Origin of the sequence: Paraburkholderia sp. HC6.4b (assembly GCF_014200875.1) — a bacterium.
Taxonomy (GTDB): Bacteria; Pseudomonadota; Gammaproteobacteria; order Burkholderiales; family Burkholderiaceae; genus Paraburkholderia; species Paraburkholderia tuberum.
Genome location: NZ_JACHDC010000007.1, coordinates 215069 through 238732 on the forward strand (window position 1 = coordinate 215069; position 23664 = coordinate 238732).

Annotated in this window: 17 protein-coding genes; 10 read left to right on the forward strand and 7 right to left on the reverse strand. The window is 62.4% G+C overall.

Annotation, left to right across the window (positions count from 1 at the left end):
• The first annotated feature begins 75 nt into the window (after window positions 1-75).
• The 5 genes from HDG34_RS13195 (at window position 76) to HDG34_RS13215 (ending at window position 5251) form a co-directional block, all read left to right on the forward strand.
• Window positions 76-1251 carry a DUF2827 domain-containing protein gene (locus HDG34_RS13195; RefSeq protein ID WP_184060624.1) on the forward strand — a complete coding sequence of 392 codons (1176 nt, stop codon included), beginning with the start codon at window positions 76-78 and terminating at the stop codon, window positions 1249-1251.
• Complete coding sequence (locus HDG34_RS13200) at window positions 1248-2402, forward strand: DUF2827 domain-containing protein (RefSeq protein WP_184060626.1); 1155 nt, start codon at window positions 1248-1250, stop codon at window positions 2400-2402. Before HDG34_RS13195 ends, HDG34_RS13200 begins: the two co-directional genes overlap by 4 nt.
• A gap of 87 nt (window positions 2403-2489) precedes the next feature.
• Complete coding sequence (locus HDG34_RS13205; protein WP_260321147.1) at window positions 2490-2981, forward strand: DUF4019 domain-containing protein; 492 nt, start codon at window positions 2490-2492, stop codon at window positions 2979-2981.
• Window positions 2978-4105 carry a DUF2827 domain-containing protein gene (locus HDG34_RS13210; RefSeq protein ID WP_184060630.1) on the forward strand — a complete coding sequence of 376 codons (1128 nt, stop codon included), beginning with the start codon at window positions 2978-2980 and terminating at the stop codon, window positions 4103-4105. Before HDG34_RS13205 ends, HDG34_RS13210 begins: the two co-directional genes overlap by 4 nt.
• Before the next feature lie 372 nt (window positions 4106-4477).
• Window positions 4478-5251, forward strand: coding sequence for a response regulator transcription factor (locus HDG34_RS13215; RefSeq protein ID WP_184060632.1), 774 nt, complete (start codon window positions 4478-4480; stop codon window positions 5249-5251).
• A gap of 1650 nt (window positions 5252-6901) precedes the next feature.
• On the opposite strand, the gene HDG34_RS39120 is transcribed toward HDG34_RS13215, so the two are convergent.
• Window positions 6902-7135 carry a hypothetical protein gene (locus tag HDG34_RS39120; protein WP_260321148.1) on the reverse strand — a complete coding sequence of 78 codons (234 nt, stop codon included), beginning with the start codon at window positions 7133-7135 and terminating at the stop codon, window positions 6902-6904.
• On the opposite strand from HDG34_RS39120, the gene HDG34_RS13220 reads away from it, so the two are divergent.
• From HDG34_RS13220 to HDG34_RS13230, 3 genes are all read left to right on the forward strand, one after another.
• Window positions 7136-9580 carry a LuxR C-terminal-related transcriptional regulator gene (locus tag HDG34_RS13220; RefSeq protein ID WP_260321149.1) on the forward strand — a complete coding sequence of 815 codons (2445 nt, stop codon included), beginning with the start codon at window positions 7136-7138 and terminating at the stop codon, window positions 9578-9580.
• A 181-nt stretch (window positions 9581-9761) separates the two neighbouring features.
• A complete protein-coding gene (locus tag HDG34_RS13225) occupies window positions 9762-10187 on the forward strand; it encodes a DUF1801 domain-containing protein (RefSeq protein WP_184008000.1) in 426 nt (141 codons plus the stop codon).
• Between the two features lie 225 nt (window positions 10188-10412).
• Window positions 10413-12146 carry an IlvD/Edd family dehydratase gene (locus HDG34_RS13230; protein ID WP_090809494.1) on the forward strand — a complete coding sequence of 578 codons (1734 nt, stop codon included), beginning with the start codon at window positions 10413-10415 and terminating at the stop codon, window positions 12144-12146.
• Window positions 12147-12276: 130 nt separating this feature from the next.
• Here HDG34_RS13230 and HDG34_RS13235 read toward each other — a convergent pair whose 3' ends face one another.
• The 5 genes from HDG34_RS13235 to HDG34_RS13255 form a co-directional block, all read right to left on the reverse strand.
• Window positions 12277-13332: a serine hydrolase gene (locus tag HDG34_RS13235; protein WP_184060636.1), complete on the reverse strand. Its 1056-nt coding sequence runs from the start codon at window positions 13330-13332 to the stop codon at window positions 12277-12279.
• 43 nt (window positions 13333-13375) lie between these two features.
• Entirely contained in the window at window positions 13376-14668 is a 1293-nt protein-coding gene (locus tag HDG34_RS13240) for an MFS transporter (protein WP_184060638.1), read from the reverse strand.
• A 307-nt stretch (window positions 14669-14975) separates the two neighbouring features.
• Window positions 14976-16154, reverse strand: coding sequence for a porin (locus HDG34_RS13245; RefSeq protein ID WP_184060640.1), 1179 nt, complete (start codon window positions 16152-16154; stop codon window positions 14976-14978).
• 329 nt (window positions 16155-16483) lie between these two features.
• Complete coding sequence (locus HDG34_RS13250; RefSeq protein WP_184060642.1) at window positions 16484-17599, reverse strand: succinylglutamate desuccinylase/aspartoacylase family protein; 1116 nt, start codon at window positions 17597-17599, stop codon at window positions 16484-16486.
• 268 nt (window positions 17600-17867) lie between these two features.
• Window positions 17868-18650, reverse strand: a complete 783-nt coding sequence (locus HDG34_RS13255) for an ABC transporter substrate-binding protein (RefSeq protein WP_184039263.1) — start codon at window positions 18648-18650, stop codon at window positions 17868-17870.
• 650 nt (window positions 18651-19300) lie between these two features.
• On the opposite strand from HDG34_RS13255, the gene HDG34_RS13260 reads away from it, so the two are divergent.
• On the forward strand, window positions 19301-20542 hold the full coding sequence (locus tag HDG34_RS13260; protein WP_260321150.1) for an extracellular solute-binding protein: 1242 nt from the start codon (window positions 19301-19303) through the stop codon (window positions 20540-20542).
• Window positions 20542-22380, forward strand: a complete 1839-nt coding sequence (locus HDG34_RS13265; RefSeq protein ID WP_184060644.1) for a diguanylate cyclase domain-containing protein — start codon at window positions 20542-20544, stop codon at window positions 22378-22380. The genes HDG34_RS13260 and HDG34_RS13265 overlap by 1 nt, the downstream gene beginning before the upstream one ends.
• Window positions 22381-22496: 116 nt before the next feature.
• On the opposite strand, the gene HDG34_RS13270 is transcribed toward HDG34_RS13265, so the two are convergent.
• Entirely contained in the window at window positions 22497-23630 is a 1134-nt protein-coding gene (locus HDG34_RS13270; RefSeq protein WP_184060646.1) for an alpha-D-ribose 1-methylphosphonate 5-triphosphate diphosphatase, read from the reverse strand.
• Between the last annotated feature and the right edge of the window lie 34 nt (window positions 23631-23664).

Genomic DNA, 23664 nt, shown 5'->3' on the forward strand with positions numbered 1-23664 from the left:
TCGCCAGTATGGCGAATCAAGCTGCAAACCCTGGCGACGAGCGAGGGTTTATGACATTGCGTAGAGAACTGAATCGTGCGAATCGGAATTTCCGTTATTAGTCGTAGTGGGCAGAGCATCTGGGAGAACGGCCTTGGCCAGAATGTCTTCTTTCTTGCCGAACTGTTTCAGCGCTTGCCCTTTGTGGAATCGGTGCTGCTGATCGATGTCGGCGACCAAAATGCGATGCCGCCGCAAATCGATCTGGCCGCACGCAATCTCAGGCTGACGAGGGTGCGCGAGGCCACCGACGAAGTGGACGTGGTCATCGAAATGGGAGGCGCACTCGATATCGAATGGCTCGATCTAATACGTGCGCGTGGCAAGAAAGTGGTGTTTCACTGCTGCGGTCAGCCGTATGTCAATCTCGTCGAGCCGGCGATCTTCTCAAAGCCCTCATACTCGCCGCGGCCCGAGCGTTGCGACGAAATCTGGTATTTGCCGAAAGACGCAGCGTACGCGCCGATGATGCGCCTGCTGAACCGCTGCGACTTGCATGAGGTGCCGTTCATCTGGCATCCGCAGTTCATTCGGCAACGTGTGAGAGAGGTCGAGGAACTCGGCCTTCGTTACGGTTTCGACGCGCGCGATGCTACCGGCAACGCGGGCGATGTTCTCGCCGCCAGCGCACGACGCGGCCTGCGCGTGGCGATTTTCGAGCCGAACATTTCGGTCGTGAAGGCCTCGACCATTTCGATGCTGGTGTGCGACGAGGCGTACCGTGCGGATGCCGGCGCGGTGGAAGCGATGCACGTGCTCAATACGTTGCACATGAAAGACCATCCTACGATGCTTTATCTGGCCAACTCGCTGGACCTCGTGCGTCAGCACAAAGCCACGTTTCATGGCCGGCACGACATTGTCGGCTTCATGGTGCAGCATGCCGATGCGATCGTGTCGCATCAATGGCAGAACGAACAGAACTACAGCTATCTCGACGCGCTTTATGGCGACTATCCGCTGATTCACAACTCGCCGTGGCTGCGCGAAGCAGGTTACTACTACCACGGCTTCGACGCGCGCGATGGCGCCGCGCAATTGCAGCGCGCGGCCGTTGCACATGCAAGCGGTATCGACGACTACCGCGCCCGCTCGCAACGCGTGTTCGCCGAAGTCGATCCGTTCAACCAGCACAATCTCGACGCCTATGCGGCCCGGCTCCTGCACCTGTGCCGTAACACGAAATTTGCCAATTCCGCGAGCCGCCCATGAGTGTCCAACCCAATCCCCATTCGGTCCCCCGAAACTTACGCGTGGGCGTGTCGATCTTCGTGCGCAAGGGCGAGCAGTCGGTCTGGGAAAACGGCATCTACCAGAACTGCATTTTTCTGGTGATGCTGCTGATGCGCTCGCCGCTAGTCGAAGCCACGTATCTCGTGGCGGGAGGAGGCGACGGCAGTCCCGAGGACGCGCGAAATTTTCTGGCTGATTCGCCGGTGCCGCTGATTGATATGGACGAAGCGGCCGCGACGCTCGACGTGATGATCGAAATGAGCGCGCAACTTGCGCGCGAGTGGGTCGTGGCATTTCGCGAGCGCGGCGGCAAGATCGTGTCGATGCGAGTGGGCAATGATTATGTGATCGATATCGAGCGCATGATCTTCGACAAGTCGCATGGATTGTTATTCACGGCCGCGCCGTATCACGAGGTCTGGACGCTGCCTGAGTACGAGAACACTTGTGTGCCGTATTACGCCAGTACGTTCCGCTGTCCAGTGCGCGTGATGCCGCATCTGTGGAGTCCCGTCATGCTGGAGCGCGAAGCGGCGCGTCTACCGGAGGGGCTCAGCTTCGGCTACCAGCCGGGACGTCGCCGTTGGCGGGCCGGTCTGTTCGAGCCCAACATCTGCATGGTGAAGACGAGCTTCATTCCGCTGCTGACCTGCGAAGCGGCGCATCGTGCGAATCCGGACATGATCGAAAAAGTGTGGGCGTACAACACGTTCCATATGAAAGAGCACGTGAGCTTCAACGGTTTCGTCCGCAGCCTCGATATCGTGAAGCATGGCCTGAGTTCGTTCGAAGGGCGCTTTCCATTTTGTCGCGTGGTCTCGGAGCATGTTGATGTCGTCGTGAGTCATCACTGGGAAAACGCGCAGAACTATGTCTACTACGAGGCGCTGTACGGTGGCTATCCGCTGATTCATAACTCGCACCTGATTGGTGATTGCGGATATCGCTATCACGGCTTCGATTGCGAGGAGGGTGGCCGGGCATTGCAGCGGGCGTTCGCCGGGCACGATACGTATGTTGACGCCTACCGGCGCACGGCGAACGCATTCCTGCGCGGGCTCGATCCCGAGCACGATGACAACGTGCGGATATACAGCGATGCGTTGGCTGCGCTTTATGAACGAGAGTGAGCGGGCCGAAACACGTCCCTGCTTGCGAGGACTATCCACATCGCTATTTCTTTATACGAGTACATATTCATACACGGGGAGCATCATTTGAAACACGTCACCATGATCTTCAAGCTGGCGGCCGTCTGCGCACTGACCATGTCGGCCACGCTGGCCGCAGCCGCACAAGGTAACTCGGCCGACGAGCTGCTGAACGATGCCGAGCGTATCTTTCAGCAGTTCGACTCGAACAGGTACGCCGAGGTCTGGCAGGATGCGGCGCCATTCATCAAGGGGAAAATTCCGCAGGACCAGTTCGTCAAGACAATGAGCGACGCTCGTCGCGCGCTTGGAGCGGTGACACGGCGTGGCTGGTCGTCGGTCACGCGCATCCAGTCCATTGGCGTCGCCGGAATGCCCGATGGTCTTTATGCGAACGTGGACTCCACATCGACACTTGCCAATGGCCACACGGCTTTCGAACTGTTGAGCTTCCAGTTGGGAGCCGACGGGCAATGGCACTTGACCGGATATACGCCGCGTCTGACCCAAGCCCAAGCCCAGGGCGCGGAGAGCGCCGTGCGCGCCGGCGCGAAATGAGCGCACTGCGCATCGGCATCACGATCGGCCTGCATCACACGGGCGAGGCGTTGTGGAACAACGGCATCAAACAGAACGCAGTATTCCTCGCCGAGGCGTTGCGGCATTGCCCGCAGGTGGCCGGTGTGGTGCTGGTCAATACGACGGCGGTGCCGGTTACGCCGGCGTTGCCGTGGGATCTCGCCCGCTATCCGACGGTCGGCTTCGAAGCCGCGAAAGACTCGGTGGATGTGCTGATCGAACTCGGAGGGCAGATCGACGGCGCGCAGACCGATTACCTGAAGCAGCGCGGCGCGCGCCTCGTCTCCTATTGCTGCGGGTTCGAATACATTCACGCGATGGAGTCGGTGCTTTTTCGCAGGCGGCTGTGGGGTGAAAACCTGTTCGTCAATCAGCGTTACGACGACATCTGGCTCATTCCACAGGTTGCGCATATCAGCCAGTCCTACTTCGAGGTATTGCGGCGTCAGACCGCACGCGTCGTGCCGTTCGTATGGAGTCCCATGTTTCTCGATGAACGCGTCGCCGGCATCGAACATGCCGGAGAATACCAGCCGCGGTCTGGCGCGAAGCGTCTGAGCGTGATGGAGCCGAACATCAACGTCGTGAAGTTCTGCCTGTATCCCGCGTTGATCGCTGAGCTTGCTTATCGCGAGCGGCCCGAGAGCATCGCTATTCTGCAGGTGACCAATGCGGAGGCGATCGCGACGGAAAGCCTCGAATTCATCACGTTGCTCAATCAGTTGGATATCGTAAAGGAACACAAGGCCGTGTTTCTCGGGCGTTACGACACACCAGCATTCCTCGCCGGCAATACGGACATCGTCGTCTCGCACCAGATGGAAAATCCGCTTAATTACTTCTACCTGGAAGTGTGCTGGCAAGGCTACCCGCTGATACACAACGCGTCGCTCTGTGACGATCTTGGCTACTACTATCGCGATAACGACGCCACCGAGGGCGCGCGACGCGTCATCGAGGCCATCGACACACACGATGCGCAGGCGTCGTCGTATCGGGAGCGGCAACGGGCATTAATCGAACGATATTTGCCGAACAACGCGCAGTTGGTCGCAACCTACGCCGCGCTGCTTGACGAACTGATGACTCGCCCGCTTCGCTGACCGATGTGCATCGCTGCCCGATATTTTGATCTCGTTTCGAAAGCACTACGTTGGCCTCGGTTGTGATCTTCACATGGTTGGGGAGACGGATGGCCTGCAACCCGCCGAACAGATCTCCCGCCCCCCATATGGGGGGCTATGTTGCCGATGCACACCGGTTATCCTGAATTTCAGAAGTTCACAAAGTTTATGCGGAACGACGGCGTTTGTTGGGGGCGCAACCCTGAACAATCGCCGGATGTCTGTCCCGTGAGGGGGTTCGTGCCTACTCGACTCGGCCATCCCGATGGGGTGGTCCAGATCGCGCACTCCGGTTCGTTCCGCTGGATGCTCGATCCGCAGGTCTGTCGGCTCGAAAGAAAGAGGTGACACATGAAGATCCTGTTGGTGGAAGACGATCTTGCGCAAGCTTCGGCTGTTGAAAAAGCATTGCAGCAATCGGGGCACAGAATAAGCCGGGCGGATTCTGGCGAAAATGCCGTGCGCTTCCTTAAGATCAATCAAGTCGATCTCGTGGTGCTCGACTGGAAATTACCCGGAATGACCGGACTAGAAGTCCTGCACTGGATACGCGGTAATATCGGTCGGGATGTCGCCGTGCTGTTCCTGACGAGCAGAGTGCTGGAGGTCGACGTTGCGCGTGCGCTCGATGCGGGCGCCGACGAATACGTTGTGAAACCGTTCCGCGCGATCGAACTGGTTGCCAGAGTCAGCGCCTTATTGCGTCGCACCTACCGCAAGGAAAAGGTCGATAACCTGATAGCCGTGGGGCCCTACGTCTTCGATGTGGAGCGCCGCAACGTCTCTCTTCACGGCAAGACAATAGAGTTGACGGCGAAGGAATTCGACGTCGCCGCGTTTCTCTTCGCCAATATCGGGCGCGTGGTTTCCAGGGACCTATTGGCGAAGCTTGCCTGGGGACGCGAACTCGATAGTATGTCCCGCACGATCGACACCCATATTTATCGGTTGCGGCGAAAGCTGTCTTTGCACTCGGAGAACGGCGTGCGCCTGAGCACCGTCTATACGCACGGATACCGTCTGGACGAGGTTGTCGTGCATAGCGTGGCAAGCGAAACGCTGGTCTGTGAGGCGTCGGAAGAGCGTGCTGAACCCAACCCCTGGCTCCTGCCAACGGCCTGCTAGAGCAGCATCGGCCAGGACTTCGGATCGGAGCAGGGCGCGTTTCCTTGCGTCTGGTCTGAAGCCGGCCCTGCATCGGCGGGCTGTCGCGGACTCTGCGCGCGACGCGCGCCATCAGCTCGTTATGCGACGGAACGCTCTGAGAGCACGGGCCTGGCAACGCTACCTGGACCCGGAAAGCTGTTCGGCTACGTCTGTGATTCGGCGCTGCACGATATGGTTCATCCAGTCGGTTGAATCCGGGTTGGTGGCGGCTGTCAATCCTCGTGTCACCGCTGTGGCGGGTCGTTCGTCGGGCCAATGTCCAAACGACGCATCCTGGTTAGCGCCGCTCATCGACGGTAGTGCCCACCGGTGTCGATCCGCGGCGCGATCACGCGCGTGCGGCCGATGCGCGGCCTCGAGGCGGGTTTGCCCGCCCATCGAATCCGACGGTAGCCATGTGTGCGGCGCTGACCCGCGCAGGCATGCGATGCGTTTCAATCGCCACGGGTAGCGCCGTGCTGCGCGGCTGCGGGACTTTGCACTGGCTGAGGAGTTTGCGGGGCGCCACCGCTCGCTGCCTGGCCGGGTCAGAGACGACATCAGCCTGAAACCAGGATTCACGTAGCGGAGGATGACCCAGCGCGATCCACGCGCAGACGGCGACCCCACCAATCAGAAACGCAGGTCCGGCGAATGCACGCCGACGCGCTTGCGAATGGCGAGATGCGGATGGCTCAGCCGTCACGACGTCCGTGCAAGGTTCCTTCAGTGTGAGAGCAAAGACGGCATTCTGCTCAATGCGTCGCGGTTCCCAGCAAAGTGTCTGGACTGCTGTATAAAGCGCGTCGCGTTGCGCACAACGAAGAATCCCGGAGGATAACTGCTCCCACATATGCGGACACAGGTGGGCAGTGGCGTGGTCATGCTAATGGCACAGCGCTTCCGATACGCGTATGGGAGACTATCGTCAGCATCAGCTACTTTTCAATATCTGACATTCAATTTATACGTGTGCCAAACGATATGCGGCATCAGCAATGCATACCGTCAGATACTGCTCAAGTGATTTCAACGCTAGCAAGGAATGGTTCTAGAGAATGGAGCGCTCATGGTCCAGTCATATCGTGCGTGCAGTCGTCGAATCATGAGTAGGTGGCGAGGCGTTTGATGCAGGCCCGAAGGTATCAGAAGGCCAATAGCGCGATGTGAACTTTTTAAAAGTCGACGTCATTCGCGATTACTCCGCTTTCATTTCCCGATCCACTTCTGTTGCCCGCTTCCGTTGCGATTGGCGCCACCACAGGGCTGTCGCTTGCACTTCGGTGCTGTCGTCAATTTTCCATGCACGTGGGCACGGTGACCTTCGCCGTCAGACGCGATGTCGCGCCGTAGCAACTTCGCGAATCGTTTCTACGATTTACGCGGATTGGGTGTTCCTGGATATTAAGATAGCGAGCAATTCGTGTTTAGTACTAAAGCAATTCAACGTATACATAAAACGTCCCCCGTGCAGACAATGGAGACGTCCTTTGGGGCGGCGGTTCGGCGGGATGGGGAATAGTCATGGAAGCATCTTCAAACAGTGCCGATCGCGAGTGGAGCGTGTCATTGATCCAGACCAAAATGATCGCGCCGCGTATTCCGTCCGGCTGCGTGCAACGGCTTGCTTTACTCAACAGGCTCGATGAGCGACGACCAGGCAGCGTCGTCGTCGTGACGGCGCCGGCGGGCTTTGGCAAGACCACGTTGCTGACCGGATGGAGCGAAGCGCTGTCGGAGGAAAAGCACCCGGTCGCGTGGCTCAGCCTCGACGGAGAAGACGATGACCCGCAACTGTTCGTCGCCTATCTGGTGGCGGCGCTGTCCCGCGTGGCGGAGGACATCGCGTGGCAAGCGCAGCAATTGCTGAAACTCGATTCACTGACGCCGATCAGAACAGTTATTTCGGTGCTGTTGAATGGCATTGCCGGATGCGGCCGCTGCGTTTTCCTCGTACTCGATGACGTCGATCGTGTGACCGCGAAACCGGTGCTGGCGGTGATCTCTCGTCTGCTGCGCTATGCGCCTGAGAACATGCACGTCATGCTTGGCGCGCGCGCCGAACCCGCGTTGACGCTCGGGCAACTTCGAACGCCGGAGAAGCTGATGCGAATCGACGCCGAGGATCTGCGCTTTTCGATCGACGATGCACAGTCGTTTTTTGACCGGACAGGTACTGTGCGGCTCGAACGAAGCCACATCGAGCTGTTGAACGAAACGACCGAAGGATGGGTCGCGGGTCTCCAGCTGGCCTCGCTTGCGTTAGGTCAGATGCGTGACGCGTCCAGGCTCGCCGACAATCTGGCGGGCCCGGGTTCAGGAATCGACCGCTACCTGAACGATACGGTCCTCACGCATTTGCCGCCGCCTATGCTGACGTTCCTGCTGCACACATCGATTCTCGAGCGGCTCAGTCCCGGTGTATGCGATGCGATCATGGGGGATGAAGACGGCGAAAGCGGAGAAAAGCTCGACTGGCTTGAACGGCACAACGTCTTCATCCGAGCACTGGACGAAAGGCAAGACTGGTTTCGCTATCACGCAGTGCTATCCGATGCGCTGCGACGGCGTCTCCTGCGCCAGATGCCGCAACAGATTCCGGTGCTGCATCGTCGCGCATGCCAATGGTTTGCGGCGCAACGTCTGTGGCCCGAGGCGGTCCGTCATGCTCTGGCCGCCGGCGATTTCGAACTGGCGACGCAGTGGGCGGAGAACTGCGCAATAGACATGCTGGAGCGCGGCGACCCCTACGCGCTGCTCGGTTGGATCAACAAGCTTCCGCCCGATGCCGTTCGTGGACGGTTGCGTTTGCGCCTTGCCAAAGCATGGGCGCTTGCGTTCTCGCTTCAGATCATCCGAGCGTCGAAGGAAATCGGCACGATTGTCGACGAATTCAACCGGAAGCATCACGCGGATGGTGGCGTGATCGACGAAGCGATGCTGGCCGAGGTCAACGTGGTTGCTGCACTGGTCGCCGGTATCGGTGACGACAGCGAGCGTGCGCTTGAACTGGGATGCGCGGTGGACGCGTGCGGTGTGGCAGTTGCACCGTGGGTCAAGCATTACTCGCAAACAGTGCAATTCTTCGGGTTGATCTATCGGGGCAGATTCGACCAGATCCTTCGTATATGGGACCTCGTCAAAGACCGCACGGAAGCCAATCCCGAGCCGCACCACTCGGACCTGCTGCGAGACGCGATGTATGGTATCGCCGCGCTGATGCATGGCGAGCTGGCCGAGGCGAGACGAACGTTCGAAGCGACGTTGCGGCGCGCCGAGCGTGCTCTGGGGGCTTCGGCGGCTGGCGTGGCGGGCATCGCCGGTTGTGTTGCATACATCTGCTACGAGTGCAATGAACTGCCGAAAGCGCGGGAGATGGTTGCCGGCCGCACGAACATAGTATTGGAGAGCGCTCCGATGGGTGCGCTGGTGCGGCACATACTTGCCGCGGCACGCCTGCTGTGGCGTGACGGGGAGACGGGTTCGGCGCTGGCCGTTCTCGAAGACGGCCGTCAGGTCGCGTTGACCCGGCAATGGTTGCGTCTGAAGCTTACCTGCGATGCCGAAGCGGTGCGATTGCTGATCGAAGCCGGCAACCTGGCGCAAGCGAAGCGAATCGCCGACGAGCTGAGCGGGAGCGTCCCAGCGCTATGTGAAGGGCGGAAAGGATCGGCTATCGAGAGCTGGACGAACTATTGCATCCTGCAGGCCCGGGTTCAGATGGCCGAAGGCCTCGCTGCCAAAGCTGTCGTGCTTCTCGAGCGCTCGCTCGATACGGTCGCCGCAATGGGCTGGCGTGGTTCCGAGGCGCTCGTTTCGCTTCTGCTTGCCTGTGCGCTTGAACAATGCGGGGAAACCGACAGGGCGCTCGCTATACTCGGCCGCGCGCTGAGCATTGGGGGTGCGATCGGCATCGTCAACAGCTTCGTCGATGAAGGGCAGCCCGTGCGCGCACTATTGCAACGGTTTTGCCGAGGATCGGGCAGCATCGTGACCGCGGAAATGGCCTATGCCGGCAGATTGCTCGCGGCGTTCGACGCACGCGATGGTTCCCAATCCGTTCCCCCGAGGTCTGTCAGGGTCATGACAACATCATCAGATATCCTGAGTGTCAGGGAGCTGGAGATCCTCAACTGCGTTGCGCTCGGACTTTCCAACAAGGAAATCGGGCGATCGTTGAAACTGGCGCCCGAGACCGTCAAATGGCATCTGAAGAACATCTTCGAAAAGCTCAACGTGAGTTCGCGCATCGAAGCCGTGCAGATCGTCCTGGGTTTTGGCGTTGGCGAGGGGCGCGCCGCAATGTAGCGGAGCGAGGTGGTTCCAGAAGCGCCCCGGCTTGGACATTGCGAGCGACGACGCGACTTTTTCTGCGCAATGGCCGGCCGCGAGCTTATCGAAGTCAATACGCGTGCGGGCCAACCGCGAACACGACCGGAGATTACAATGGCCAATTGTTACGGCATCCTGCCGTTTTGACCTCACTCCAATGAACGCATCCGAACGTATCGACGAACTGATCGCAGGACTCACCGACTGGCGCGGCGCGACCTTCGCTCGCATCCGTCAATGCGTGCTCGCGGCGGACCCGGCGATCGTCGAGGAATTCAAGTGGATGGGTAGTCCGGTCTGGTCGCGCGACGGCATGATTGCGGTCGCCAACGCGCACAAGGGTAAGGTCAAGCTCACCTTCGCGCATGGGGCGGGCCTGGCCGACCCGGACGGCTTGTTCAACGCAGGCCTCGAAGGCAACGCGCGGCGCGCTATCGACTTCTTCGAAAGCGACGAGGTCGACGAGCGCGCACTGAAAGCGCTGATTTGCGCCGCGATCGACTATAACCAGAATCATCTGAAGACGAACACGCGCGGCGCACTACCGAAAGCCCGCCGTAAGCAGGCGTCCGGCGACGCCTGAGGCCGGCGCAGTCTGCTCGCCAGCCCCGCTGCGCCGCCACCCCCGGCGGATCGATACCAGAACTGATATCGATAGGACCCAAAATATAATTGGAAAGATATCAACTCGCTCCGTACACTGCACCATCCCTGGACACTGAGCGGCAACCTTGCGCCGTAGCGCCGGGCGGGCCGCTTCCGTCAAATTGGCCGGTGAGGGTCCCGGCACATGCATCAAGGACCTAGTATGTCGGAAAAAAAGCGGAAATTGCGCTCGGCCGAGTGGTTCGGCACGGCTGACAAGAACGGCTTCATGTATCGAAGCTGGATGAAGAATCAGGGCATTCCCGATCATGAGTTCGACGGGCGTCCCGTGATCGGTATCTGCAACACGTGGTCCGAGCTGACGCCGTGCAACGCGCACTTTCGCAAGCTTGCCGAGCACGTGAAGCGCGGCGTCTATGAAGCGGGCGGCTTCCCGGTCGAGTTCCCGGTGTTTTCCAACGGCGAATCGAATCTGCGTCCGACCGCGATGCTCACGCGCAATCTCGCGGCGATGGATGTCGAGGAGGCGATCCGCGGCAATCCGATCGACGCGGTCGTGCTGCTGACCGGCTGCGACAAGACGACCCCCGCGCTGCTGATGGGCGCGGCGAGCTGCGACGTGCCGGCGATCGTCGTGACCGGCGGCCCGATGCTGAACGGCAAGCTCGACGGCAAGAACATCGGCTCTGGCACCGCGGTGTGGCAGCTGCACGAATCGCTGAAGGCCGGCGAGATCGATCTGCATCAGTTCCTGTCGGCCGAGGCGGGCATGTCGCGCTCGGCGGGCACCTGCAACACGATGGGCACCGCGTCGACGATGGCCTGCATGGCCGAGGCGCTCGGCACGTCGCTGCCGCACAACGCGGCGATTCCCGCGGTCGACTCGCGCCGCTACGTGCTTGCGCATATGTCGGGAATCCGGATCGTCGAAATGGCGCTCGAAGACCTGAAGCTGTCGAAGATCCTCACGCGCGAGGCGTTCGTCAACGCGATTCGCGTCAATGCGGCGATCGGCGGCTCGACCAACGCGGTGATTCATCTGAAGGCGATCGCGGGGCGCATCGGTATCGATCTTGATCTCGACGACTGGGTGCGCATCGGCCGCGACACGCCGACGATCGTCGACCTGATGCCGTCGGGCCGTTTCCTGATGGAAGAGTTTTATTACGCGGGCGGCCTGCCGGCCGTGCTGCGCCGGCTCGGCGAAGCGAACCTGCTGCCGCATCCGGACGCGTTGACGGTCAACGGCAAGTCGCTGTGGGACAACGTGAAGGATGCACCCAACACCAACGACGAAGTGATCCGTCCGCTCGACAAGCCGCTCGTCGCCGATGGCGGCATCCGCGTGCTGCGCGGCAATCTCGCGCCGCGCGGCGCGGTGCTGAAGCCGTCGGCGGCGACACCCGAGTTGCTCAAGCATCGCGGACGCGCGGTTGTGTTCGAGAACCTGGAGCACTACAAGGCGCGCATCGTCGACGAGACACTCGACGTCGACGCGAATTCGGTGCTGGTGATGAAGAACTGCGGGCCGAAGGGTTATCCGGGCATGGCCGAAGTCGGCAACATGGGCCTGCCGCCGAAGCTGCTGAGGCAGGGCGTGAAGGACATGGTGCGCATTTCCGATGCGCGCATGAGCGGCACCGCCTACGGCACCGTGGTGCTGCACGTGACGCCGGAAGCGGCGGCCGGCGGCCCGCTCGCCGCGGTGCAGGACGGCGACTGGATCGAGCTCGATTGCGACGCGGGCACGCTGCACCTCGATGTCAGCGACGCGGAACTCGAGCGCCGTCTCGCGCAGCATGTGCCGCCCCAGCCGCCGGAAGGTGGCGGCTACCGGCGCCTGTATATCGATCACGTGCTGCAGGCCGATGAGGGTTGCGACCTCGACTTCCTCGTGGGGTGTCGAGGTTCCGCGGTGCCGCGGCATTCGCACTGACGCGCCGTTGCAACGGCAACGGCTCGGCCCATGACCGTGCGGGCGATGCATTCGTGCATCGCCCGCATTTTTTTATGACCTGTCGTTGGCTTTCGCGGCGCAGCTGCCTTGGAAGGTGCGCCGCTAATGGCTATTGGCCGAGGTTGTCGACCGCGTCGAGCACGAGTCCGAAGAACTCGTTCGCCGCGGCCGGATTCAGCCAGCGCACGACCACGGTCATGCGCCGCTCCGGTTCGACCCACGTGAACGAACTGCCTGCGCCGACACCGAAATAGCTCGACTCCGGCACGTTCGGGAACACCTTGCGCCCGGTGTTGAGCCACACGAGGTAGCCATAGAACGGCGCGATCGCGCACGGCGTGCGCATGCGCGCGATCCATTCGGACGACAGCACGCGCTGGCCGTTCGCTACGCCGTCGTTGAGCAGCATCTGTGCGACCTTCAACTGATCGTTCGCGCTGACCGACATGCCGCCGCCCCAGTGCGTGCCGCCCGGCACCGACTGCATGCGTCGCCCGTCGATTTCGACCCACGCATTGTCGTAGCCGACCCATTGCCAGTTTTCGCTCGCGCCCGAAGGCCGCATGATCGCTTCGCGAAACACCTCGGGCAGCGGCTGACGGAACAGATGCAGCAGCGCGAGCGAAAACTGGTTGATGCGGACGTCGTTGTATTCCCAGTACGTGCCCGGCCGTTGCGGCGGACGCAGATCGCCTTTTTTGCCATCGGGCGGCGCGGCGAAATTGACCGCACGGTAGTGATCCGCCTGATCCGACAAACCGAAGTACGTGCCGCGCCATTCGCTCGTTTGCTGCAGTAGATGCGCCCAGCTGATCGGCGCGTTGTGTTCGTCGTCGAAGCCGATGTCGGGTACGCGCACGCGCACCGGTTCGTCGAGCTCGGGCAACAGGCCGCGATCGTGAGCGACGCCGGCCAGCAGCGCGAGGTACATCTTCGCGACACTGAAGGTCAGGTCGGCGCGATCCGGTTCGCCCCAGCTCGTCAGCACGCGGCCGTCGACGGCGATCGCGCCCGACACCGGCCCGCGATCATGCACGGGACCGAGCAGCCTGTTCCACGGCGGCGGGTCGTTGACGTGCACACCCCATGCGCCACCCACATGGCGGTCCCAAAGCGATTCATGATTCACCGCGAACTGCACGGCTTGCTGCAAACGGTCTTGCATGGATAAGTTCCTGTCGGTTCAACGAAGCCCGCGAGGCAGAGACTCAGCGTGCGTGCAGTCGCACGCGTGCCCACATCACGGTGAAAAGGCTGAGCACGGCCGCGAGCATCAGATAGAGTCCGGGCGCGAGATTATTGCCGGTCGCCGCGATCAGCGCGGCAACGGCGAGCGGCGTGAAGCCCCCGAACACGGTGGTGCCGATGTTGTAGCCGAACGCCATGCCGGTCGTGCGCGTGCGGGTCGGGAACAACTCGGACATCAAGGCCGGAATCGGCGCGAAGTAGGTCGCCTTCAGCAACGCGACCCACGTGACCGCGGCAAGCAACGAGCCGAGCGACGGGCGCGCGTTCATCAGCACGAAGGCGGGATACACGGTCGCGAAGAACAGCACGCCGGCGCCGAGCATGATGCGCACGCGGCCTACCTTGTCGGACAGATGACCGACGAGCGGCGTGAGCATCATCATGATCAGACCGGCCGCGAGCGTCGCGATGAAGCCCGACGACGGTGCGAGTCCGAGCTGCCGCGCCGCGTAGGTCGGCATGTAGAGCAGCATGTAGTTGGCCGTGGTGGTCAGCACGAGCACGCCGATCGACACGAGCACCCGTTCCTTTTGCGTCGCGAGCAGTTCTCGCACCGGCGCGGCGGATTTTTCCGCGCGCTCGAACTCCGGCGTTTCGTCGATGCGGCGGCGAATGTAGAGTCCGACCGGACCGATCAGCATGCCGAACAGGAACGGAATGCGCCAGCCCCAGCCTTCGAGTTGCGTGGTCGTCAGCGTGCTCGTCAACACCGCGCCGAACAGCGACGCCAGCACCGTGCTCGCGCCCTGGCTCGAGAACTGCCAGCTCGCCATGAAGCCTTTGCGCTCCGGCGCATGTTCGATCAGAAACGCGGTCGAACTGCCGAACTCGCCGCCCGCCGAGAATCCCTGCAACAGCCGCGACGCGAATACGCCGATCGGCGCGAGCACGCCGATCGCCGCATACGACGGCATCAACGCGATCATGCTGGTGCCGAGCGTCATCATCGCAATCGATAGCGTCAACGATGCCTTGCGGCCTTTGCGATCGCTGAACGAGCCGAGCGCGAGCGCGCCGATCGGTCGCGCGAGATACGACAGCGCGAAGGTGCCGAGCGTGAGCAGCAGCGATACGGTGCGGTCGTGCACCGGAAAAAACGTGCGCGACAGCACGGCCGCGAAGTAGCCGTACACGACCAGATCGTAGAACTCCAGTGCGTTGCCGATCGAGGTCGCGAGAATCAGCCGCGATACGCTCGAGCGCGAAGTGTGCCGCGCGAGCGCGTCGGCGGTGGTGACGGAGTCCATGCTCATGACGAAATCCTCTGGCGGCATTGGGAGGCGCGCCGGCAGTGTCGCGTGAGCGGCGCGGGCGCGAGATCGAAGCGTGTGACCCGATGTTGGGGTGGACGATATTTATAGACAATTACAATATTTGGCAGATATCGTTGCCGAAACGGCAAAGCGGAATTGAGCTGACCCAGCTATTCGATATCGCATGCAGTCTCGAAGGCCTCGCGTTCGATCCGGCGTTGCTCGACTGATTTCGCGCCGCAAAAGAAAAAGCGCCCCGTAGGGCGCTTTCCATCAACACAGATGTTCCCTACCGCGAACCGTCCGCTTAGAACTTGTGACGCAGACCGACACGGAACGCCAGCTGGTTGTCGGCGCCGACGCCCGACGTGCTGAAGTAGCTCGTGCTCGAACCGATCTGTGCCTGCAGATCCTGCGTGCCGTTGCGGCCCGACGCGATCTGATAGATGCCCAGCACGTACACGTCCGTGCGCTTCGACAGCGCGTAGTCGCCGCTCAGGTCCACCTGGTTCCAGTGACCGACGTTCGTGCCGCTCAGGTGCATGTACGTGTAGCCCGCGCCTGCCGTGATAGCCGGCGTGACCGCGTACTTCGCGCCTGCTTCGTAGGCGGCGAACGTGGTCGACCCACCCGAGATCGGTGCGAGGCGCGTGTTCGTGTACAGGGCCCACAGCGTCGCCGGGCCGAATGCGTAGCGGCCGCCAACGCCGACCGTGCGCAGATCCTGGATCTGGCCGTTGCCGATCGTCGGGAAGCTGACGTTAGCCAGCGAAGTCGAGAAGGCCGGCGATGCCTGGCCCGGATAACGGATGTCCGTGTACGCCGCGCCGATACCGAACGGGCCGTTCGCGTAGTTCGCGCCGAAGCTGTAAGCGCGCGACGAACCTGCCACCGGGGCAGTGGACGTGCCCGTACCCGGCGTGCCGGCAAAGCCGCCTGCCGTGTTCGAGAAGCCGTACATCGCGCCGAAGGTCAGGCCGGAGAAGTTCGCGCTGCTGAACTTGACCGAGTTGTTGATACGGCTCGACGTGAGCTGGTCGACGTCGTTGATGTGGTAAGCGTAGTTGCCCGCGACGGTCTGGCCGCCGGTCGCGTAGTTGGAGCCGAGGTAGTCGGTCGAGAACGAGTACTGGCGACCGAACGTCAGCGAGCCGACGTTGTTCTGCGACACGCCGACGTACGCCTGGCGCCCGAACATCGCGCCGCCCTGGCCGGCGGTGCCGTTCCCGCTGTTGAAGCCGTTTTCCAACACGAACAGCGCCTTCAGGCCGTTACCGAGGTCTTCCGTGCCACGCAGGCCCCAGCGGCTGCCGTTCGCGACGCCGTCGTCGTACTTGGTCAGGCTGCTGTGGCCGGTGGCCGTTTTCGAGTTGTTCACGTAGCTGATACCGGCATCGATCAGGCCGTACAGCGTGACGCTGCTTTGTGCGTGAGCGGCGGAGGCGAAGACGGCAAACGTAGCGGCGGTCAGGATTTTCTTGTTCAAAATACTTCTCCGAGTTAGCAAATTTTGGCGATCGCGACGCGCTGCTCTGCGGCAACGTCGTGCGATGGCCGGCAATTTAAGGGAACGCAGAGTAAGGTATGTGACACTGAAAAATTCTTTTCACGGTGTCGTGTCGGCGCGACACTTTGCGTGTGCACCGGAGGCAGGTGTATCGGTGGCGGGGCGGGTCGGTCGACCCTAGAGTGAGGCTGGACGCGTGGCAGCGAATCGCCCGCCTGGCGGCGGGCGATCGGTTATTTCAGTTGATGCGTGAAAATTCAGTTACATGGCCGGCCGCGACAGCAGCGACGGTCGCAGCGGCTCTGGCGTCAGTTGCTCAGCAACGAGCCGCTGCGGAACGGCGTCTGGCCGGCGATGCGCGCGAATTCGAGGCCGGCCGTCGCGAAACGCGCCAGATGCCGCGCGTACAGCACGCCGGCCACGGTGTTTTTGATCGTGACGACGCGGTCCGTCAACGGATCGACGATGTCCGCGATTTGCTGGCCCACGTCCACCCACGTGCCGACCTCGCAGCGATAGACGAGCACGCCGCTGATCGGCGCGACGAGCGGCTCGGCGCCCGCGAGCGGCGTCGCGGCGAATTCGAGCGGCGGCATCGGCGCCGGCTCGCCGTCGACCACGCCGCGCAAGGTCAGATACTCGATGATCGCCTGCGCGTCTTTTTCCGCGAGTTCGTACGACACATCGCGCTGGCCGCGCAGCTCGATCGTGACCGAGATGCCGCCGTTCGGGATCGGGAAGCGCTCGCCGAAACGGCCGCGCAGATCCGACCAGCAGAAGCTGTGGATCTCGTCGAACGGATTGCCGACCGAGTTCAGCGCGAGCAGCGACGCCTTCGCGTCCAGGTAGCGCGCGAGCGGCTCGACTTCGGGCCACAGGTCCGGATTGGTGTACAGGTGCATCGCGGCTTCCCAGTCGCAATGCAGATCGAGCACGACGTCGGCGTCGTACGAGAGCTTTTGCAGCGCGAGGCGTTGCGAGCCGAGTTCGGTGGTCGGCTGCTGCGCGTCGAGCGCTTCGCGCATCGCCGTGCGGATGGCGGCGCGGTTCGCGTCGATGTCGCTGGTCAGACGCGATTCGATGAACGGCTGCACGAGTTCCGCGAGGTCATAGAAGTTGCGGTTGAAGTTCTGCGCGCTGCCGGTTTCGAAGCGGCCGAGCATCTGGCCGAGCAGATGCTGATTAAGGCCGATCGGATTCGGCACCGGCACGACCACGACTTCGCCACGCAGCTTGCCCGCGGCTTCGAGCGCGGCCAGCTTGCGGCGCAGCGACCACGACACCAGCATCCCGGGCAGTTCGTCCGCATGCAGGGACGACTGGATATAGATTTTCTGGCCGCCGCCGGGACCGTAGTGGAAACTCGTCAGTGCACGGGCGGTGCCAAGCGACGGGGCAATCAGCGGATGGGTCTGGGTTTGCATGGTTTTGGCTTCGCGGCCCGTTCGGAGCAGCCGCGCTAGGTGGTTGATTGCAAGGGGAAAGATGCGCGCCGGCAGCGCGCGTGGTCCGCATGCGCGGACCGCGGCAACCTGTCTCACGGGGGGCCGCGTCTCGCACGATCTTAGCCGATATGCCACACGATGTGGCTTGATGCGGCTAGATGTGGAGCCGCAAAAACAAAACGGGCTCCGCGTCGCGGAGCCCGTTTCGGACAAGCTGCCGGCGCGCCGTACGGCGCGCGTGGGCGATTTAGCTGCCGTACACGTCGAAGTCGAAGTACTTCTTCTCGATCTTCTTGTAGGTGCCGTCCTTGATCATGTCGGCGATCGCCTTGTCGACCTTCACCTTCAGATCGGTGTCTTCCTTGCGCATGCCGATGCCGGCGCCATTGCCGAGGATCTTCGGATCGTCGAGGTCCTTGCCGACGAACGCGAAGCCCTTGCCGCGCGGCGTCTTCAGGAAGCCCTGGTCAGCCTGCACCGCGTCTTGCAGCGCTGCGTCCAGACGGCCCGAGATCAGGTCGGCGTAGACCTGGTCCTGGTTCTGATACGCCACGACTTTCGCGCCCGCCGGTTCCCAGTAGGTCTTCGCGTAGGTTTCCTGGATGGTGCCCTGTTCGACGCCCACCGTCTTGCCCTTCAGCGATTCAGCGGTCGGCAGGATGCCCGAGCCCTGCTTCGCGACGAGGCGCGTCGGCGTGTTGAACAGCTTCGACGAGAAAGCGATCTGTTCGGCGCGTTGCGGCGTCATCGACATCGACGACAGCACGCCGTCGAACTTCTTCGCCTTCAGTGCCGGGATCATGCCGTCGAAGTCGTTTTCCACCCACACGCACTTCGCACCGACGCGCTTGCAGATTTCGTTGCCGAGGTCGATATCGAAGCCAACGAGCTTGCCGTCCGCGCCTTTCGACTCGAACGGGGGATAGCTGGCATCAACACCGAAACGGATCGTCGACCAATCTTTAGCGTGTGCGCCAATCGAGACGGTGGCAAGCAGAGCAACCGTCAAAGCCGCTAGCAGTTTTTTCACTGTTTTTACTCCTCGGTGTAGTTCAATTACGCCCTCGGCGGTTGTGCCGCCTTGGGACGCCCGGCGCGTCTCGCAAACGGGCTTCTGGTCAGGATGCAAGCCGGGGTGGCCTGCAACGCGCGCCAAGCTTATCAGTTCAAAAATATTGGGAAGCTAGTAAAACACCGGATGGCGCGGGAGGAGGCCCTCTAGAGCAACGCTTGCGCCCCAGCCGGTGTGACCGGATCGTACACCGTTGGTAGGGTTTGCGTAACGCGGATGCAATGCACGAGCGGTAATAGAGGGGCCGGCGAGCGTAATCGACTGGGAGTTACGTCGGTTTTCTCGCGAGTTCGCCGAAAACCGGTTTGAAACGCGAGTTTGAAACGTGGACGGATCGTTAAAGCTCGCGGCTGAATTTGCCGTTAATTAAGAACGGCCTCGAGGCTATTGCCTTGCACGTTATTACCAACACCGATATTTTTGCCCGGCCATTTCGAACCGGTGCAAAAACAAAGGCTTTGGCGCTATCATCGATGCTCCCCGCGTTGGACGCCGGCCGCCCGCGGAGGCGGGGATCGCTCGGGCGCAGGTCGTCGGACAGCCGTCAAGATTCAAATTCCGCGCGTTTGCGCTCGCTCACATGGCCTTTCTGCTCAACGGTGTTATGCATGCACACGATGTTGTTCACGGCGGATCAAACAGGCTGTTGTAAACAGACTTTCAAGCGACGAATCGCGAGCGCCGGCGTGCGGGCTCGCGCGGCATTATTGCAGCGCCGGTTTTTTGACGGTTTTTTGTCGAGCGTTACATCGGGATTTTCATCGATTGGCTCATCCGGATTTTCGTGCGACGTTTTTTCCGGGGTTTTACCCCGCGTGTCGCGCGTTCTGATAGGCGCATTGCTGTGCGCGGGTTTCGGCGCGGCGACGCCCGCAGCGGCCGCAGAGAAAGTGCTGCACGTTCTCGCATGGCCCGGCTATGCGGACCCGGACGTCGTGAAGGCGTTCGAAGCGCGCTACGGCGCGAAGGTCGAGGTCACGCTCGTCGATTCCGATGAGGCGCTGTGGGCGCAGATGCACAGCAAGGGCGCGCCGCCGTTCGACGTACTCGCCGCCAACACCGCCGAAATCCGCCGCTATACGCAGGCGAATCTGCTCGCGCCGCTCGATCTCGCGAGTCTGCCGAATACGAAGAAGCAGTTGCCACGTTTCCAGGCGCTCGGCTCGATCGACGGCCTGACCTCGGCGGGCAAGGTATACGCGATTCCGTTCACGTATTCGTCGATGGGACTCATCTACGATCGCAAGCAGATTCCGGTTGCGCCGCATTCGATGCTCGAACTGTGGAACCCGCGCTATCGTGGCAAGGTGCTCGACTTCAATAGCGCGCAGCACAACTTCTCGTTCACCGCGCTTGCGCTCGGCTATCCGCATCCGTTTCAACTCGACCCCGCGCAGATGCGCACGATCGCGCACAAGCTCGTCGATCTGCGCCGCAACCTGCTGACCTACTACACGCTGCCCGAGGAGGCGACCGCGTTCTTCATCCAGCACAAGGTCGCGTTGATGTTCGGCAACTACGGCACGCAGCAGGTGCAGTTGCTGCGGAGTGCGGGCGCCGACGTCGGCTACGTGATTCCGGACGAAGGCGCGCTCGCGTGGCTCGATTGCTGGTCGATGACGCGCGCGGCGAGCGACCAGCCGCTCGCGCTCGAGTGGATCAACTACATGCTCGAGCCGAGCGTGAGCGCGTTGCTGACACAGCGCCAGGGGCTCGCGAACACGCTGACCGAGCCGGCCGAAGGCAGCGCCAACGCGCACATCGTCTGGATCAGTCCGGTGGAAGATATCGAGCGCCGCGAGCAACTGTGGACGCGCATCGTGTCGGGCGACCGTTCGGAGCGCTTCTGATGCTGCATCGCGGCCTGACCTTCAAGCTATCCGTGCTGCTCGCGTGCATCGGCGTGCTGGCGTCGGGCGCGACCGGCTATTACGCGTATCGCGCGAATCGCACGATGCTGGTCAACGAAGCGGAGCACAGCCTGCAGACGTCGACGGAGCTGCTCGGCCAGCGCATCGCGGTATCGATCGACGACGTCGCAGCGGATGCGCTCGTGCTCGCGACGATGCCGTCGTCGGTGAGCGTCGCGCAGACCGACGACGGTATCGGCCCGAACCTCGGCCGCGAGCGGCTCGCGCAGGTGTATTCGAGCTTCATGCTGCACCACCCGGAGTATCTGCAGGTGCGGCTGATCACGCGGCAGCATCACGGTCTCGAACTGATCCGTTTCGATCGCGACAGCGACGGCCTCGTGCGCGTAGAGGGTGACGATTTGCAGGAAAAAGCTCAGTTTCCCTACGTATTCGAAACGCTCGCGTTTTCGCCGGGCCGCATCTACACGTCGCCGATTTCGGTCAATCACGAATCCGGCACGCATGCGGCAGAAGGCAAGCCGACGCTGCGTCTCGGCACGCCGATCGCGGATGCGCGCGGCACGGTGGTCGGCGTCGTCGTAATCGATGTCGATCTGGCCGGCATGCTGCGGCGTTTGCAGAGCGATCTGCCGAGCGACTATCAGGTCTATCTGGCGAACGAGTGGGGCGACTTCCTGATCCATCCCGACGCGTCGAAAACCTTCGGTTTCGACCGCGGCCGTCGCGTGCTGATGCAGGACAGCTTCCCGGCCACGAAGCAGCTGTTCGAGCAACGCCAAAGCGAGGTGCTCATCAACGGTCTCGCGAGACCCGGCGAGGCGGCCGGCCGTGTGCTCGCGTTCGTGCGGCGGCCGTTCGGCGGTTCCGAGGGCAACCGCTTTATCGTGCTCGGTCTCGCGAAGCCGCTCGAGGACGTGCTGACCGGCGCCAATCAGCTCGGCACGCGGATCATTCGCATGGTGCTGGTGTTCAGCGCATTGTCGGTACTGCTGGCGATCCTGTTCGCGCGAGCGCTGACCAAGCCGCTGCATCTGCTCGCGTATGCGGCGACGCACCTGTTCGCCGACCACGCGATGCACACCTTGCCGCTCAAACGCACCGACGAAATCGGCGTGCTCGCGCGCTGCTTCGAGCGTTTGCGTTGCGAAATCCGCGCGCAGATGGATACGCTGCACAGCAAGCAGAGCGAGCTCGCGCATCTGGCCTCGCACGACGTGCTGACCGGCTTGCCGAACCGCATGCTGTTCATGCAGAAGCTCGAGAACGCGATCGAGGAGGCAAGCTTCCGCCGCGAAGGCCTCGCCGTGCTGTTCGTCGACCTCGACCGCTTCAAGCAGATCAACGATCAGTTCGGTCACTCGGTCGGCGACAAGGTGCTGGTCGCGGTCGCACGCCGTCTGAAGGACGTGCTGTATGCCGGGGACGTGGTCGCGCGGCTGGGCGGCGACGAATTCATCGTGCTGATCGAAGGGCAGCGCGCGGCCGAGGTCACGCCAGAAATCGCCGAGCGCATCATGGACGCGCTGAACGAAACGCTGACCGTCGACGGCAATAGCATGACGGTCGGCGCGAGCATCGGCATCAGCGAGTTCCCGCACGACAGCGGCAATGCCGAGGAACTGCTGCTGAACGCCGATGCCGCGATGTATGCGGCGAAATCGGGTGGCCGTTGCGCGTATCTGCGCTATCAGGATCTGCTCGCCATGCGGCTCGACGAACAGGCTGGGCAGGCGAGGGCTGCCCAGGCCCAGCTCGCCCAGGCGCACGCCGCGCGCGATGCGACCGAGGGGCGCGAGGCGGAGCCCACCGCGTGACGCGGTTTTACCCGCGCCGCTGAGGGTTTTCTATTGCCACGCCGCGATCGCGCCGCGAATGAGCCGGAGCGTGTGCCGTTGTCGACCTGAGACGCAGGCGCGCTCAACCAGCCCACTCAAACGATCCGCACCCCTGCGCGATAAGTCGCGCGCGGCACCGGCAGCTTGTCGAGCATCGTCACGCGCACGAAGTCCGCGAGCAGGCCCGGCTCGATCGCGCCGCGGTCCGTGAGACCGGCGGTGCGCGCCGGCTCGGCCGAGACCGTTGCCATCGCGCGCGGCAGCGACCAGCCCGCTTTTTCGACGAGATCGAACACCGCGGTCAGCAAGCTCGACGGCACGTAATCCGACGACAGAATGTCGAGCAGGTCCGCGCGCGCGAGTTCCAGCGCCGACACGTTGCCCGAATGCGAGCCACCGCGCACGATGTTCGGCGCGCCCATGATCGTCGCGATGCCATGCTCGCGCGCGGCTTGCGCGGCGATGCGCGTGGTCGGGAATTCGGCGAGCACGATGCCCTCGGCCTTCGCCTGTTCGACGTGCTCGATCAGCGTGTCGTCGTGGCTCGCAACCGGAATGCCGAGCCGCCGGCAACGCGCGACGATCTCGCGGCGGTGCTCGTCCGCGTAACGCTCCTGTTCGACCGCGAGTTCGGCGAGCGTGCTCGCGACACGCTCGTCGCTCATCTTGCCGTTGCGCTCCTGGAAGCGGCGCCATTGCTCGCGGTCGTGCCATTGGCGCTGGCCCGGCGTATGGTCCATCACCGACGCGAGCCGCAGCAGCGGATGCGCGCACAGCGAATCGAATACCTCGAGCACGTCGGCGGTCGCGATCTCGCAGCGCAGATGCAGAAAGTGCTCGGCGCGCAGTAGTCGACGCGTGGACAGCCGCAGCAGCGAATCGGCGCATTGCGTTTGCACATCGCGGTTACGCAGCCCCACGCTCGAGCGCGAGCCGATGGCGAGCGCGTCGAATACCGTCGTGATGCCGGCTGCGGCGACCTGCGCGTCGTGAATCACGAAGGCCGCGTCGGTATTCCATTCGACGCCGGGACGCGGCACGAGGTGCTTCTCGAGGTTGTCCGTATGCAGTTCGATCAGACCGGGCAGCAGATAATCGCCGTCCCAGTCTTCGGCGTCGCGCGCCAAACCTGCGCCGCGTTCGACGTCGCGAATCACGCCGTCTTCCACGCGCACGGTGCCAATGAATTCTTCGTCTCGCGTCACGATGCGAGCGTTGCTGATCAACATCGACTTGCTCCGTAGTCAGTCGGGACTGGTGTCA

Bases quoted from the DNA above. Each gene is read 5' to 3' on its own strand.
- HDG34_RS13200 (WP_184060626.1), top strand. From the start codon at position 1,248: ATGAGTGTCCAACCCAATCCCCATTCGGTCCCCCGAAACTTACGCGTG.
- HDG34_RS13210 (WP_184060630.1), top strand. From the start codon at position 2,978: ATGAGCGCACTGCGCATCGGCATCACGATCGGCCTGCATCACACGGGC.
- HDG34_RS13215 (WP_184060632.1), top strand. From the start codon at position 4,478: ATGAAGATCCTGTTGGTGGAAGACGATCTTGCGCAAGCTTCGGCTGTT.
- HDG34_RS13225 (WP_184008000.1), top strand. From the start codon at position 9,762: ATGAACGCATCCGAACGTATCGACGAACTGATCGCAGGACTCACCGAC.
- HDG34_RS13230 (WP_090809494.1), top strand. From the start codon at position 10,413: ATGTCGGAAAAAAAGCGGAAATTGCGCTCGGCCGAGTGGTTCGGCACG.
- HDG34_RS13235 (WP_184060636.1), bottom strand. From the start codon at position 13,332: ATGCAAGACCGTTTGCAGCAAGCCGTGCAGTTCGCGGTGAATCATGAA.
- HDG34_RS13240 (WP_184060638.1), bottom strand. From the start codon at position 14,668: ATGAGCATGGACTCCGTCACCACCGCCGACGCGCTCGCGCGGCACACT.
- HDG34_RS13250 (WP_184060642.1), bottom strand. From the start codon at position 17,599: ATGCAAACCCAGACCCATCCGCTGATTGCCCCGTCGCTTGGCACCGCC.
- HDG34_RS13260 (WP_260321150.1), top strand. From the start codon at position 19,301: ATGCACACGATGTTGTTCACGGCGGATCAAACAGGCTGTTGTAAACAG.
- HDG34_RS13265 (WP_184060644.1), top strand. From the start codon at position 20,542: ATGCTGCATCGCGGCCTGACCTTCAAGCTATCCGTGCTGCTCGCGTGC.
- HDG34_RS13270 (WP_184060646.1), bottom strand. From the start codon at position 23,630: ATGTTGATCAGCAACGCTCGCATCGTGACGCGAGACGAAGAATTCATT.